The sequence below is a fragment of the Streptomyces sp. A01 genome, assembly GCF_059026195.1.
Genome location: NZ_JBWLKN010000032.1, coordinates 1 through 13598 on the forward strand (window position 1 = coordinate 1; position 13598 = coordinate 13598).

General features: G+C 70.3%; 13 protein-coding genes and 1 pseudogene. 4 read left to right on the top strand and 10 right to left on the bottom strand.

All coding sequences use genetic code 11. The features are described from left to right. The 6 genes and pseudogenes from AC5P1B_RS30500 to AC5P1B_RS30525 all read right to left on the bottom strand — a co-directional run. Positions 1-341 (bottom strand): annotated as a pseudogene (locus AC5P1B_RS30500) (aminofutalosine synthase MqnE); the annotation flags it as partial. 139 nt (positions 342-480) lie between these two features. Next, positions 481-1326, bottom strand: coding sequence for a menaquinone biosynthetic enzyme MqnA/MqnD family protein (locus tag AC5P1B_RS30505; protein WP_493891220.1), 846 nt, complete (start codon positions 1324-1326; stop codon positions 481-483). Continuing rightward, positions 1323-2330, bottom strand: a complete 1008-nt coding sequence (locus AC5P1B_RS30510) for a methyltransferase (RefSeq protein ID WP_493891221.1) — start codon at positions 2328-2330, stop codon at positions 1323-1325. Before AC5P1B_RS30510 ends, AC5P1B_RS30505 begins: the two co-directional genes overlap by 4 nt. A 1065-nt stretch (positions 2331-3395) precedes the next feature. Further along, the gene (locus AC5P1B_RS30515) at positions 3396-5399 is read right to left on the bottom strand and encodes a TerD family protein (protein WP_493891275.1); all 2004 of its coding nucleotides are present in this window, start codon (positions 5397-5399) and stop codon (positions 3396-3398) included. A 332-nt stretch (positions 5400-5731) separates the two neighbouring features. Then, positions 5732-7006: a sensor histidine kinase gene (locus AC5P1B_RS30520; protein ID WP_493891222.1), complete on the bottom strand. Its 1275-nt coding sequence runs from the start codon at positions 7004-7006 to the stop codon at positions 5732-5734. After that, on the bottom strand, positions 7003-7659 hold the full coding sequence (locus AC5P1B_RS30525; RefSeq protein ID WP_493891223.1) for a response regulator transcription factor: 657 nt from the start codon (positions 7657-7659) through the stop codon (positions 7003-7005). The genes AC5P1B_RS30520 and AC5P1B_RS30525 overlap by 4 nt, the downstream gene beginning before the upstream one ends. A 185-nt stretch (positions 7660-7844) precedes the next feature. On the opposite strand from AC5P1B_RS30525, the gene AC5P1B_RS30530 reads away from it, so the two are divergent. From AC5P1B_RS30530 to AC5P1B_RS30545, 4 genes are read left to right on the top strand one after another with little or no spacing between them, the layout of a single operon-like run. Next, the gene (locus AC5P1B_RS30530; RefSeq protein WP_493891224.1) at positions 7845-8366 is read left to right on the top strand and encodes a hypothetical protein; all 522 of its coding nucleotides are present in this window, start codon (positions 7845-7847) and stop codon (positions 8364-8366) included. Beyond that, the gene (locus tag AC5P1B_RS30535) at positions 8363-9559 is read left to right on the top strand and encodes a peptidoglycan-binding protein (protein WP_493891225.1); all 1197 of its coding nucleotides are present in this window, start codon (positions 8363-8365) and stop codon (positions 9557-9559) included. Before AC5P1B_RS30530 ends, AC5P1B_RS30535 begins: the two co-directional genes overlap by 4 nt. Then, positions 9556-10266, top strand: coding sequence for an ABC transporter ATP-binding protein (locus AC5P1B_RS30540; RefSeq protein WP_493891226.1), 711 nt, complete (start codon positions 9556-9558; stop codon positions 10264-10266). Before AC5P1B_RS30535 ends, AC5P1B_RS30540 begins: the two co-directional genes overlap by 4 nt. Then, entirely contained in the window at positions 10266-11498 is a 1233-nt protein-coding gene (locus tag AC5P1B_RS30545; RefSeq protein WP_493891227.1) for an ABC transporter permease, read from the top strand. Before AC5P1B_RS30540 ends, AC5P1B_RS30545 begins: the two co-directional genes overlap by 1 nt. A 166-nt stretch (positions 11499-11664) precedes the next feature. On the opposite strand, the gene AC5P1B_RS30550 is transcribed toward AC5P1B_RS30545, so the two are convergent. The 4 genes from AC5P1B_RS30550 to AC5P1B_RS30565 form a co-directional block, all read right to left on the bottom strand. Continuing rightward, positions 11665-11925: a hypothetical protein gene (locus AC5P1B_RS30550; RefSeq protein WP_493891228.1), complete on the bottom strand. Its 261-nt coding sequence runs from the start codon at positions 11923-11925 to the stop codon at positions 11665-11667. 44 nt (positions 11926-11969) lie between these two features. Next, positions 11970-12266 carry a hypothetical protein gene (locus AC5P1B_RS30555; protein WP_493891229.1) on the bottom strand — a complete coding sequence of 99 codons (297 nt, stop codon included), beginning with the start codon at positions 12264-12266 and terminating at the stop codon, positions 11970-11972. Between the two features lie 103 nt (positions 12267-12369). Continuing rightward, the gene (locus AC5P1B_RS30560; RefSeq protein WP_493891230.1) at positions 12370-12672 is read right to left on the bottom strand and encodes a hypothetical protein; all 303 of its coding nucleotides are present in this window, start codon (positions 12670-12672) and stop codon (positions 12370-12372) included. A 429-nt stretch (positions 12673-13101) separates the two neighbouring features. After that, entirely contained in the window at positions 13102-13593 is a 492-nt protein-coding gene (locus AC5P1B_RS30565) for a cupin domain-containing protein (protein ID WP_493891231.1), read from the bottom strand. Positions 13594-13598: the final 5 nt, after the last annotated feature.

Consider the following 13598-nt stretch of genomic DNA (forward strand, 5'->3'; position numbering starts at 1 on the left):
TGCAGACCATTGACGATGTGCAACTCGGTCAGGTTCTCGCCCTCCATCGCCTTCGCGAGACGGACGGCCTCCTCTATCCGCATCGTGTACGCGTCCTTCTCCCCCGGCTTGCGCTGGAAGGAGCAGTACGCACACGACGCCGTACACACATTGGTCATGTTGAGGTGGCGGTTGACGTTGAAGTGGACGACGTCGCCGTTCCTCCGCGTACGCACCTCATGCGCCAGACCGCCCAGCCACGCCAGGTCGTCCGACTCGTACAGGGCGATCCCGTCCTCACGGGTGAGCCGCTCCCCCGCGACAACCTTCTGCTCCAACTCCCGCTTGAGGCCAGAGTCCATTGCCGTCATCCCCTCGTCATTCATGTGCCTGTCCGGCACGGTGGTGAAGTCATGTGAGCGTCATGTGAGCCACGCGTCGGCCAGTGCGCTGCCGCCTCCTGATCCCCGTTTCCCGGGCGTGGTTCCGGGATGGGCGATGTCAGGAGACGGGCGCCAGCCAGTGGTAGTCGGTGGTGGCGCCGATACGCCGGGCGAAATCGGTCATCCCGTCGAGGTGGCGCGGGCCGAGGCCGAAGTCCAGCGTGCTGAAGTACGTCTCCAGGAGCGCCGGGTCGAAGGGCGCCCACCGTGCGGCACGGGCCGCGATCTCGTCGAGGTGCTCCAGCGAGAGGTCCCGCGCGGCGAGGAGCGACCGGTGCACCTCGTGCACCGTCTCGGGCTCCCTGGCCAGGAAGTCGCGCCGGACCGCCCAGACGGCGAAAACGAACGGCAGCCCGGTCCAGTCGTGCCAGAGCCGGCCCAGATCGTGGACCTCCAGCCCTTCCTCGGGCAGCCGGCGCGCATGGGCCTGCAGCCCGACGTCGCCGATGACCACGGCGGCGTCGGCGTCGGCGAGCATGCGCCCGAGGTCGGGAGGGCAGCTGTGGTAGTCGGGGCGGGCGTGGTGGCGCTCGGCGAGGACGAGCTTCGCCAGGCGTACGGAAGTGCGCGAGGTGGAGCCCAGCGCGACGCGCGCCCCGCCGAGGTCGGCCAGCGGCTTCCGGGAGACGATCTCGCAGGACATGACGTCCCCGTCGCAGCCGACCGCGATGCCCGGGAGCACGGCGAGGTCGTCGGCGTGCCGGAGGAACTCCACGAGTGAGACCGGGCCGATGTCGAGATCGTCGGCGACCAGGCGATCGCTCAGTCGCTCCGGGGTGTCCTTGGTGAGCTCCATGTCGAGGAGCACGCCGGTGCGCACGAGCCCCCAGTAGAGGGGCAGGCAGTTGAGGAATCCGATGTGGCCGACGCGCGGACGGTGCCTCGTGGAGGCCGACGCGCTCACCGGCCGTGCCTCGGGGCGACCGGTGTCCCCTCTATCAGCGAGAAGGACTGGGGGCGGGGCAGCGGAGTGATGGCGGAGAGCCGGAACCCCGACGCGCGCAGCAGCGCGTCCCAGTCGGCGCGGGTGCGCTCCCGGCCGCCCACCTTCACCAGCATGTTGAGGTCGCTCAGATACATCAGCTCGTCCGCGCCCGCCGCGGCGGTGTCGGGCAGCACCCGCTCGACGAGCAGCAGACGGCCGTTCTCGGGCAGGGCCTCGCGGCAGTGGCGGAGGATGGTGGCGCACTGCTCGTCGTTCCAGTCGTGCAGGACGCTCTTGAGGACGTGCACATCGCCGTCCGCCGTGACGGCCGTGAAGAAGTCCCCCGGTTCGCGGGTGCAGCGGTCGCCGACGCCGAGGTCCGCCAGGTTCCGCTCGGCGCCCTCCAACCCCGCGGGGGCGTCGAAGACGACTCCCTTGAGGGAGGGGTGGGCGCGCAGGATGGCGGCCAGAAGGGTGCCGTGGCCGCCCCCTATGTCGACCACCGTGGTGAAGCGCCCGAAGTCGTAGTGGGTCGCGACCAGGTCGCCCACCATGCGGGTGCCCTGGCTCATCGCCGCGTTGAACTGATCGGAGAGCTCCGGGGCGCCCCCGAGGTAGGTGAAGTAATCCTGCCCGAACGCCTTGGAGAAGTGCGGGCTCCCGGTGCGGACGCTCTCTTCCAGACCCGTCCAGGCACCGACGGTGGTGGGGTCGGTGAGCAGACTGACCAGTGCGTGCAGGGACTCCGGGTGGTCCGTGCGCAGCAGCGATCCGGCCTCCGTCAGCGAGAACCGCCCACCCTCGTCCTCCGAGAGAAGCCCCAGCCCCGCCATCGCGCGCAGAAGCCGGTGCATGGCCTGCGGATCGGTCTCGCATTCATGCGCCAGGTCGGCCGACGTACGCGTCGTGTCCCGCAGCAGATCGGCCACGGAGAGCTGGGCCGCGACGCGCACCACCTGCGCGGCCATATGCCCGTGGGCCAATCTCGCCAACCTCGCGGTGGCGCCCTGACCCTCCTCTGTGCGCATGCCAGACAAGCCCATTCCCACATCCCCCATTCGCGACCTGCATGTATGCCCCACAGGGTTATGGCGTCACGTTAACACCAGCGGATTCGGGTGGGCCAAGAGTTTTTGCGTGCGCCGTCTCGCATTCCCGAATTGATTGAATATTTCGGTCCGACCTCACGGACGTCGCCGCACGGCAGCCCTGGAGGCTCGCGGCCCACCAGGTGCAGTGGCCATCGATAGGGGAATTACGGGAATTAACGCCGTTCCTGACGCTTTGCTCGGCGGTCGGCGGTGCCCCCGAGCGCCTTCCCGAACCCTTTCCCCGCCGCACCGCCGAAAGGGTTCGGGATTCGACTCCCACCCCTATTGATTGATTACTCAATTATCACGGGACAGGGGCTCCGACCTGCGGCCCACCGCCGTCCCGGCACTCTGCCCGGTACGGCTGGGCTCGCGTGATCCGGTTCCGGTTCCGGTTCCGGTTCGAGCTGTCTGGCCGCCTTCCGCCGCGCTCCGCACGCGACGCGCCGGGAGAACCGCCGACCGGCCCGTACGGCAGACGATGGTACGCAGCGCCCTCACCATCTGTTAACGCCCAGGCCGTGGCGCATACGAAAAGAATCAGCCACCTTTGCAGACCTCGCGGGAGTTGGATCTGCTGATCAGAAGTGCTGGTCTGCATGTCTCGTGTGGCTGCGAACCGCGAAAACACTCCTTGCTCAGCCGAATCTGGGGTGGCTGAAACTGGAGAGCATCGGACGCGTGGAAACGTATGGGCAATTCCGTGGTGACCGCCTGGTCTGTGGGGGCCTCACGAAAGCAGGACCACGCGGCACAGACTGGCCATCTCCCGGCAGGGAGTCGGCCGCGTTCCTCATGCGGGAAAGCGGCGAACACCACCACCGGCAGTCGCGTCTCCCAGGGCATGGACCTGCCCCGCGCAGGGCGCCCTGGCGCGTATTCCGGCGCGCGACCGGCAGATGGCACGGCCGTCCAGGCCGTCGCTGCCGGATCACCCCACCGACTGAGCACCTGCCGTCACGGCACCGGTTGGGCGCGACGCGCCACCCGGCCGTCCAGGTGGGCCACGACATCGGTGTGGAAACGCTCCACGGCCTCGTCGACGCTGCGGATGAAGCCGGTCTCGGCGTTTCCACGGCCACTGCCCATGCTCTTGAGGAGGGAGAGGCGGAAACCGGTGATGACCTGCGCGCTGTCCTTCGGAAGGATGTCGGCCGGTTCGGGGCGCAGCCGCTCCAGCGTGCCGCGCGGACCGGCCCCCTGACCCTCGACGAGGGTTTCGATATGCAGATCCGCTGGAGCCGCGGCGAGCTGGCGGATCAGGCGCTTGGCCCTGGTGAGGGGGTAGCCCTGCTCGGGCGACGCTACCTCGATGGAGGTGCGGAGCTTCCCGGTGCGCAGATCCGCGGCGATGGCGAGAATCCCGGGTGTGCCGTCGATCCGCAGTTCGGCGTTCAGCCGTCCTTCCGCGCAGAGCTGGTCGGCCAGGGCGGCGCGGCGCGTGTGCGGATCGGTGCCGCGTTTGGCGCGTTGGACGGGCAGCACCTTCTGGCCGAGTTCACCGCCCAGCCGCAGGCAGACCTGCCGGATCAGACGTTCCCAGCTCTCGATGACGTCGATCGCCCGCTGGTCGCCCTGGCACAGCGTCTCGTCGTCGATTCCGTTGCGCACCGGCACCCAGGCCGCGCCCATGTTCTGGAAGCCGTGGCAACCGGAGTTCTCGTGCTGGAGGTAGTGCAGCAGTTCCTGGAGCAGCCATGCGTGGGCGGCGTTGCCTACGCCCTCGTGTCGGATCAGCAGCTGTGCCTGGTGGGTCACTTCGGCCCAGGACAGGTGCCAGAGCGCGACCTTGTGCTTACGGCGGCCGTCCATCTTGATGTCGACCAACGGGCTGCCCTCCAGGGCGACGTCGTTGGACAACGTGAGCACGGCCTCGTAGCCACGCCGGGCCGCGATGTCCGCATAGGCCTGCACCTGGTCGGGCTTGAGCGGGTTGCCGTTCGTCTTGGTCTCGATCAGCGCGGTCCACAGCTTGCCGGCTCGCTCGACGCGGATGACACCGTCCGGGCGCCTCGGGGAGTCGCCCTGCGGCAGGGAGACCTCCGTGAACGTCTCCATGCGCCCGCTGGGCGCTCCGAACGCGGCGGTGAGACGGCGGCCGAACTCCGGCACCTGAGCCATCACCGACAACAGGATCGAGGTGGCGCGCGTTTCGCGGTCCCGATCGCTCTTGAGGGCCGAGACGGGGAAAAGCCTGGCCGTTGTCCAGGAGTCGTTCTCGGCGAGAGACTTCTTCGTGGTCCTGGGCAGCGTGACCTTCTTCTTGGCCGTACGCGGCCGAGGGGCCCGCTTCGGCTCCACCGCCGGAGTCTGCGCCGCGGGCTCCGCAGTCCTCGGCCGGGGCACCGCCTCCAGCACGGGGGCCGCCGCCGGCACCTGGGGGGCTGCGACCGCCTGCTGGGGCTCGGGTTCCTCCGCTGCCGCGTCGTCCTCGACGTCGACGCCGAAGTCGGCCGCCAGACCCGCCAGCCCGGACTCGTATCCCTGCCCGACGGCCCGGAACTTCCATTCCCCGGCCCGGCGGTAGAGCTCACCGAAGATGAACCCGCTCACCGCACCGGCGTCCTCGATGGAGAACTGGAGCAGGCTCTGGCCCGAGCCGTCGGCGAGGGTCATGCGAAGGCCGTTCAGGTCCCCGAAGCGGGCTCCGTCGTACCGGCTCGCCGCTACGACGATCTGCTCGATGTCCGGCGGTATGGCGTCCAGGTCGAAGCTGATGCGATCCTCGTCGCCGTCCGCGGTGGGCGTCTTGCCGAGGAGTTGCACGCTTCCGTCGCCCGCGACCGGGTTGTTGTAGAAGTAGAAGTCCGCGTCGCTGCGCACCTTGCCGTCGCTGCCCAGCAGGAGCACGGAAACATCCGCGTCGCCCTCCCCCGTCGCGCTGCTCCAGCCCAGGCTCACCATCACGGAGCGAACATCCTCGCTGACCGCCGCCAAGCCGATGTTCGCGCCTTTGACCATCTTGTGCACGCGGCCCCCCAGATGCACGGCCGCATCGGGACGCACACCGGCAGCCCATCACATGACATTGTGTGGTGCGTCACACCTTCGTCGTATGAGGGGAACCTTAGCGGCCGAAGTGCGTGATTCGCCGGGAAGTATGAGAAGTACATGAAGCACGAGAAGTACATGACGTACAAGAAGTGCGAGAAGTACCAGGCGTACGAGCGAGTACCAGGCGTACGAGCGGGGGACGTCCTGGCAATGCCGCAGGGGCAGTGCCCGGGACCGCCCCCTGCTTGCCTCCGTCGGCCTCCGCTCGGCCCTTCCGGCCGCACCCCAGCCTCCGAAGGTCACGCCAGTGGCGTCGTAGATCCCCCGGGGTGGGCCGGGAGGGTGGCGGTGACCACCAGGCCGCCGCCGTCGCGGGGGTGGGCGGTGACGTCACCGCCGTGGGCCCGGGCGACGGAGCGGACGATGGACAGGCCGAGGCCCGCGCCCTTGGCGGTGACCAGGCGGTCGGTGCCGAGGCGGCGGAAGGGTTCGAAGAGGGTCGGGATCTCGTAGACGGGGATCGCAAGGCCGGTGTTGCTCACTTCGATCGTGGCGCCGCCGTTGCCGGTGGTGCGGCTGGATACGTGGACCTCGCCGCCGGGGCCGGTGTTGTGCCGGATGCCGTTCTCGACGAGGTTGTGCACCAGCCGTTCCAGCAGGAGTGCGTCACCGGTGGTGAGGGCCTCGCGGGCGTCCTCGTGCACGGTGATCCCGGCCCGTTCTGCCTCTGGTCCGGTCTGCCCGACGACATGGCTCACGACATCGGAGAGGTCGACCGGGCGGCGCTCGGTGAGTTCGTTCTCGGACGAGGCCAGCATGAGCAGACCGCTGATCAGGCGCTCGTGCCGGGTGTTGATGTCCAGCAGGTTCTCGCCCAGTTGCTTGACGTCGCTGGAGGCGGTCTTGCGGTGCATGGCCACCTCGACCAGGGCGCGGCCCAGGGTGAGCGGGGTGCGCAGCTCATGGGAGGCGTTGGCGACGAAGCGGCGCTGGCCGTCGAAGGAGCGGTCCAGCCGCTCGACCATCGTGTCGAAGGTGTCGGCCAGGTCCTTGACCTCGTCGTCTGGTCCGGAGAGGGCGATGCGTTCGTGCAGACCGCGGTCGGCCGCTGGGGCCCCGGCGATGCGCCGGGCGGTGTCGGTGACCCGGTGCAGGGGAGCCAGCACACGGCCCGCGGTCAGCCAGCCGAAGCCGGTGGCGGCGCCGCCGACCACCAGGAGAGCGATCCCTCCCTGGGCGATCAGGGAGGTGGTGGCCGCGTCGTGCAGCCGGTCCTGCTCGGCCTTCATCCACGTCCCGGCCCTGGGGCCGGTGAGCACGGTGCCGTCGCTCGTCATGCCCTGGTCCTGTTTCGGGGACGGGTGGCTGCCGGTGGAGTTCCCGGGCGGGCCTGTGTCGTTGGAGCTGGTGTCCTGGGAGCCGGGTATTCCGCTGTCGCGGGTGAGCTGCTGGCTGAACAGGACGTAGGTCACCCCGAGGAGCAGCATGCCCGCGACGAGGAACAGGCCCCCGTGGATCAGGGTCAGCCGGGCCCGCAGGGTGACGCGGCGCGGCAGCGGCTTCTTGCGGTTCATGGAATGCGGTATCCCGTCCCCGTGACCGTCTCGACGACTTGCGGGTCGCCGAGCTTTCTGCGGAGCTTGAGGATGGTCAGGCGGACAGCGCCGGTGAACGGGTCGGCGTGCTCGTCCCACGCCTTTTCCAGCAGGTGCTCGGCGGAGATCGCGGCGCCGTCGGCGCGGAGCAGTTCGGCCAGTACGGCGAACTCCTTCTTCGACAGGGGGACGTAGCGGCCGTCCCTGAACGCCTGGCGGCTCGCCGGGTCCAGGGTGATCCCGGCCCGGTGCAGCACGGGTGGGGCAGCCGGGCGTGAGCGCCGTCCCAGCGCGTGGACGCGGGCGGCGAGTTCGGGGAAGGCGAAGGGTTTGGTGAGGTAGTCGTCGGCGCCGAGGCCGAGCCCGGTGACACGGTCGTTGATCTCCGCGGCGGCGGTGAGCATCAGGACCCGCGTCGCCGCCCCCGAGGCGACCAGCCGGCGGCAGACGTCGTCGCCGTGCACGGCGGGCAGGTCGCGGTCCAGGACGACCACGTCGTAGTCGTTGACGGTGACGCGCTCCAGTGCGGCCGCGCCGTCGTACGCGACGTCCACCGCGTGGGGCTCCTCGCGCAGCCACTCCGCGATCGCGTCGGCCAGCAGCGGCTCGTCCTCCACCACAAGCACCCGCATCTCTCGCCTTCCCTCCCATGGCGGGGCCGGTCCGCGCCGGTGGGCCGGGCCGCCCCCGCGCCATGGTCGCCGATGGGGGTGTTTCCTTGCCGTTAGCGGCGACGAAAACGCCAGCGAAACGCGCCGCCGCGTTGCCTGTTCCGCGACGGCCGGAACACCTCCGGCCACGATGGAGGAGCGACGCGATGCGTGGACGTACCCGAAGTGCCCTGGCCGCCCTGCCGTTGGCGCTGGCACTTGGCCTGGCTCTGACCGGCTGCGGCTCGGACGACGACGACGGCGGCGGGGTCGCCTCGGCCGGTGACGGCGAGAAGGACGGTTCCCCGAGCAGCACCCCCAGCCTGAGCCGGGACGAGGCGGCCGTGAAGTTCGCGCAGTGCCTGCGTCGGCACGGCATGGACGTGGCGGACCCGAAGCCGGGCAAGGGCGTCGAGATGCGCGGCGAGCCGGCCGACAAGGCCAAGAACGACAAGGCCGTGGAGGCTTGCTCCAAGGAGAACCCGCCCTCCGAGAAGGAGGAGGCCAAGGCCCGGCAGGACATGCTGAAGATGGCGCGGTGCATGCGGAAGAACGGGGTGGAGAAGTTCGCCGATCCCAAGCCGGGTGCGGGAATCGACATCGGCCAGGACATCGCCGAGGACCCGGACTTCAAGCGGGCCCAGAAGAAGTGCATGGCGGGCGCCGGTATGAAGCGGAGCTCCCAGTGACGCGCGAGGACACCACCGAGGATGTCGGTGAGGACGGCGGTGAGAACGCCGCCGAGAGCGCGATCGAGGACACCGCCGAGGACACCGCGGCATGGGAGCGGCCCGCACGGGTGGGTGCGCGACGGCGCGGGCGGCGCGGCGTGAAGATCGCCGCCGTCGTCCTCGCCCTGGCCGCGGGCGGTGCCGCCACCGCCGCAGCGCTCGGCATGCGGCAGGAGAGCGCGGACGGCACCGAGGCGGGTGACCTGCCGCCGAACGCCACCGCCGTGACACGGCAGACGCTCAAGGACGCCCGGAGCGAGGACGGGAAGCTCGGCTACGGCCCGACGACCGAGGCGTCCACCCGCCTGCCCGGCACCTTCACCGCCCTGCCCGCGGAAGGCACCCGGATCAGCCGCGGTGAGGCGCTGTACAAGGTGGACGACAAGCCTGTGACGCTCATGTACGGCTCGAAGCCCGCCTACCGCGCGCTCAAGGCGGGCGCCGACGGCGCGGATGTCAGGCAGCTGGAAACGAACCTCGCCGCACTCGGCTACACCGGCTTCACCGTGGACGAGGAGTTCACCGCGCTGACCACGAAGGCGGTCAAGGCGTGGCAGGAGGACCAGGGCCTGCCCGAGACCGGGACCGTGGAGCTGGGTCGCGTGGTGTTCGCGCCCGGCGCGGTACGCGTGAACAGCCTTGAGGCGGGCAAGGGCGACGTGGCGGCGCCCGGCGGCAAGGTGCTCGCGTACACCGGCACCGACAAGGCCGTGACCATGGAACTCGACACCGCCGACCGGGAGTTGGCCAGGAAGGGCACGGAGGTCGGCGTCCGGCTCCCGGACGACAGCACGGTCAAGGGCACGGTCACCGATGTCTTCACGGTGATCCGGCCGGCCACCGGCCAGGAAGCGGCGGAGACGAAGACCCACGTGGTCGTGAGGCTCAACGGCGCGAAGGCCCAGCGGGCCGCCGGAGGGTACGCGCAGGCCGCGGTGCACGTGGACTTCACCGCGGACACCCGTGAGAACGTCCTCACCGTCCCCGTCGCCGCGCTGCTCGCGCTGGCCGAGGGCGGCTTCGGCGTGGAGACCGTCAAGGGCGGGAAGACGGCGTACGTGCCCGTCACGACCGGCCTCTTCGCGAACGGCCGGGTGGAGATCTCCGGGCCCGGGATCGCCGAGGGCACGAAGGTGGGCATGCCGAAGTGATCTCCCTGACCGATGTGACCAAGAGCTACCCCGGCGGTGTGACCGCGCTCGACAACGTCTCGCTGCGCATCGGCCGAGGTGAACTCGTCGGCATCGTCGGCCCGTCCGGCTCGGGGAAGTCCACGATGCTCAACATGCTCGGCACTCTGGACAAGCCCACGTCGGGCACCGTGCACATCGACGGCCACGACGTCGGCGCCCTCTCCGACGCCCGGCTCTCGGCGCTGCGGGCGAGCCGTATCGGGTTCGTCTTCCAGCAGTTCCACCTCGCCGCGGGCACCCCGGCACTGGACAACGTGGCCGACGGGCTCCTCTACCGCGGACTGCGCCCCGGCGAACGCCGCCGTCGCGCCGCCGCCGTCCTTGAGCGGGTCGGCCTCGGCCACCGCACGCACCACGAACCGCACGAGCTGTCCGGGGGCGAGCGCCAGCGCGTCGCCATCGCCCGCGCCGTGGCCGGGGAACCGGCGCTGCTGCTCGCCGACGAGCCGACCGGGGCACTGGACTCCGTCGCCGGAGCCGGGGTGATGCGGCTGCTGCGCGAACTGCACGCCGCCGGCACCACCGTCGTCGTCATCACGCACGAACGGGAGATCGCGGACAGCCTGCCCCGCCAGGTGCGGATGCGCGACGGCCGCCTGGCCGAGGACTCGCAGGACCCGGCGGGCTCGACGCGGCCGGACGCCACCGTGCCGGGGGTGCGCTGATGCCCACAGGCACCCTGCGGCCGCCGACGACCGGCCGCGTGCTCAGGCCCGCCCGGATGCGGCCGCGCGACGTGCTCAGGGTCGGCGCGGTGGGCCTGCGCACCCGCCCCATGCGGGCCTTCCTGTCCTCACTGGGCATCGCCATCGGCATCGCCGCGATGGTCGCCGTGGTCGGCGTCTCCTCGTCCTCCCGCGCCGACCTCGACCGCACCCTCGCCACGCTGGGCACCAACCTGCTCACCGTCTCGCCCGGCCAGACGCTGACCGGGAAGGACGCCCGGCTCTCCGCCACGGCTGAGAAGATGGTCGCCAGGATCGGCCCGGTGACCTCGGTCTCCGCCATCGGCAGCATCGAGGGCGCGAACGTCTACCGCAACGACAAGATCCCCGAGACGGACAGCGGCGGACTCACGGCGTTCGCCACGCGCACGGACCTGCGCGCCACCGTCGGAGCCGAACTCCGCACCGGAACCTGGCTCAACGCCGCCACCAGCGCCTACCCGGCCACCGTGCTGGGCGCGACCGCCGCGGAACGCCTCGGCATCGGTCACGCCGGGCCCGGCACGCAGGTGTCCATCGGCGGCCGGTGGTTCACGGTCGTCGGCATCCTCCAACCCGCCCCGCTCGCGCCCGAGCTGGACGCCGCGGCGCTGATCGGCTGGTCGGCCGCCACCGCCGAGCTGGGCTTCGACGGGCACCCGACCACGATCTACGCCCGTACCGGCGACGCCGACGTGACCTCGGTCCAGTCGGTGCTCGGCGCGACGGCCAACCCCCGCTCGCCCAGCGAGGTGGAGGTCTCCCGCCCCTCCGACGCGCTCGCCGCCAAGCAGGCCGCGGGTGAGGCGTTCACCGGGCTGCTGCTCGGCCTGGGCGCCGTGGCGCTGCTCGTCGGTGGTGTCGGAGTGGCCAACACCATGGTCATCTCGGTCCTGGAGCGCCGCCCCGAGATCGGCCTCCGCCGGTCGCTCGGCGCCACCCGCGGTCAGATCCGCACCCAGTTCCTCGCCGAGTCCCTGCTGCTCTCCTCCCTCGGCGGGGCCGGTGGAGCTGTCCTGGGCGCGGCGGCGACCACCGGTTACGCGCTCTACCAGGGGTGGCCCACCGTCGTTCCGCCCTGGGTGGTGCTCGGCGGCGTCGCCGCCACCCTCGCCATCGGCGCTCTCGCGGGCCTCTACCCGGCCATCCGCGCCTCCCGCCTCTCCCCGACGGAGGCCCTGGCCGCGCCCTAGGAACCGTAGGGGAGGGGCGGGAACGCCAAGCCGAAGCGGCTGCCCCTGCCCTGGCCTGCCCGGCCCGGTGGCTCGGCCGGTCGGCGGTGCCGGGTCAGGGGTGTGCCCGCCACCTGGGTGGCGGGCACACCCCTGACGTAGGCGCCGAAACTCCCGCTGAAGGGCCTCAGAGAACGGTGGACTTGGCGCTGGGCAGTTCGATGTAGTCGATGAGCGAGTTGTTCACCGTGTGCCTCTTGATCATGCTCTGCTCGCTGACCTGGAAATTGCCGCCTTGGCGGCCAGTCGACAGGATGCTGGCCTTGCTACCGCTGATCGCGGCATTCTGCTCGCTCTTGTTCGTGTCCGCCATGGCGGTCGTCTCGGCACACAGAGCCATTCCGGCGGCCGCCAGGGTGATGACGGCACTCCGCGTAAGCGCGTTCATCGAGTCCTCCTCGCTATAGAGGTTCGGTTGGTCGTGACAGGGCTTCAGTCAGTCGCGGTGTTGACGTTGTACGACTCGATGTCGCCGCCGCCGACGTAGTCGATGAGGGAGTTGTTGGCGGAGTGGGCCTTGTCCATGTTCTGGCGGCCGACCTGGCCGTTACGGTTGCCGGCGCTGCCCTGTTCGCCGACGAGCGACAGCAACGAAACCTTTGAATCGCTCTGTGACGAAGACTGCTCACTCTTGTTCGTGTCCGCCGTAGCCGTGGTTGTCGCACCGGCGGTCAGTCCGGCGATCGACACGACGATGGCGACGGCACGAGCACAGGTGTTCCCGCTCATGAGACTCCGTGGAGGGTTGAGGTGGAGTGGGGGTGGGGTGGAGTGGGGTGAGGTGGAGTGGGGTGAGGTGGCACCGAACGACCGGTGATCTCGCGCGTGGCCGTCAGGAGACGAGCCCTGTCAGCGTGTCGGTGCGCAGGTAGTCGATGAGACCGGTGTTGGCGGTGTTCTTCTTGGCCAGCTCCTGACCGGCGACCTGGACGCTGCGGCAGCCCTCGACCTGGGCGCCGGGCGAGAAGAGCACGACGTTGCACAACATCTGCGACGACTTCTCCGTACTGGAGTTGGTGTCGGCAACGGCCGGCGCCGACGCCGAACCCGCGAGTGCGACTGCCGCGCACGCCACCAGCGCGGCCCTCATCCCGGTCACGGGGAGGGCGGTGGACTGATCGACTGGCAAACGCATCCGGGTGCCTTTCGACGCGAGGAAAAGAGGCTGGACTCGCTTGTCGGCACACGAGTCCGGGCACAGGTCCACGAACCGGCTTTCCCGGCACCGGGCGCACAGAGCAGGAAGATCAGCCGTGGCCGGACAAGAACTATCGGGCCGATGAACGGCTGGTCAAATCCCCAGAAGACACCTGTATCGCACATCCAACAGGCACTCGGTACACAGAGCGATGGTCACCTCGTCAGTCCGAGCCGCTGCTGCGATTCACCCCGTCGCGCCTTTCGAGCCAAGGGGCACCGCCCCCGCGTACGCTTGTACGTCCGCGTTGTGGGGGGATCGGGCGCCATGATGATGTACGCGGCAATGGCCCGAACGGCCCACTCGCCCCGCGGGGTGCGACGCCGCGTCCGGCACGACGGGGGTGGGACAGGACCCGCCGGGTCACTACGCCGCTTCGAGGGCGGCGCGCCACACCGGGCTGTCCACGTAGTGGTTGTCGTAGTGCTCCGACGAGTCCTTGATCTCCTGCGGGCTCGCCTCGCCGCGCATCACCCGGCCGAGAAGGCGCAGGTAGTCGAAGCGCGGCATGCCGGGCGTGAAGACGAACAGCACATCGGCCTCTGCGCCGGGCGCGGCCGCGAAGGCGTGCGGGGTGTGCGGCGGCACGAGCAGGAAGTCGCCCTCGCCCAGGGTCTTCACGTCGTCGTCGACGAGCACCTGGAGGGAGCCGCCGATGACGAAGAACAGCTCCGAAGCCCGAGTGTGGAAGTGGGCGGGGGCGCCCACCGCGCCCTTCGCGAAGGTGGAGCGGTAGCTGGTGAGCGAGCTGCCGTCGGTGCCGCAGTCGGCGAGCAGGGTCATGACGCTGCTCGGGTCGCTGGTGGTCTCGGCGTCGGCGGCGCGGGTCAGTACCGGCTTGAGGGGCGTGGCGTCCATGGTCG

What these genes read in the sequence shown, in the direction of transcription:
- AC5P1B_RS30515 (WP_493891275.1), bottom strand. Translation starts at nt 5,399, where the DNA reads ATGGTCAAAGGCGCGAACATCGGCTTGGCGGCGGTCAGCGAGGATGTT.
- AC5P1B_RS30520 (WP_493891222.1), bottom strand. Translation starts at nt 7,006, where the DNA reads ATGAACCGCAAGAAGCCGCTGCCGCGCCGCGTCACCCTGCGGGCCCGG.
- AC5P1B_RS30525 (WP_493891223.1), bottom strand. Translation starts at nt 7,659, where the DNA reads ATGCGGGTGCTTGTGGTGGAGGACGAGCCGCTGCTGGCCGACGCGATC.
- AC5P1B_RS30530 (WP_493891224.1), top strand. Translation starts at nt 7,845, where the DNA reads ATGCGTGGACGTACCCGAAGTGCCCTGGCCGCCCTGCCGTTGGCGCTG.
- AC5P1B_RS30545 (WP_493891227.1), top strand. Translation starts at nt 10,266, where the DNA reads ATGCCCACAGGCACCCTGCGGCCGCCGACGACCGGCCGCGTGCTCAGG.
- AC5P1B_RS30550 (WP_493891228.1), bottom strand. Translation starts at nt 11,925, where the DNA reads ATGAACGCGCTTACGCGGAGTGCCGTCATCACCCTGGCGGCCGCCGGA.
- AC5P1B_RS30555 (WP_493891229.1), bottom strand. Translation starts at nt 12,266, where the DNA reads ATGAGCGGGAACACCTGTGCTCGTGCCGTCGCCATCGTCGTGTCGATC.
- AC5P1B_RS30560 (WP_493891230.1), bottom strand. Translation starts at nt 12,672, where the DNA reads ATGCGTTTGCCAGTCGATCAGTCCACCGCCCTCCCCGTGACCGGGATG.
- AC5P1B_RS30565 (WP_493891231.1), bottom strand. Translation starts at nt 13,593, where the DNA reads ATGGACGCCACGCCCCTCAAGCCGGTACTGACCCGCGCCGCCGACGCC.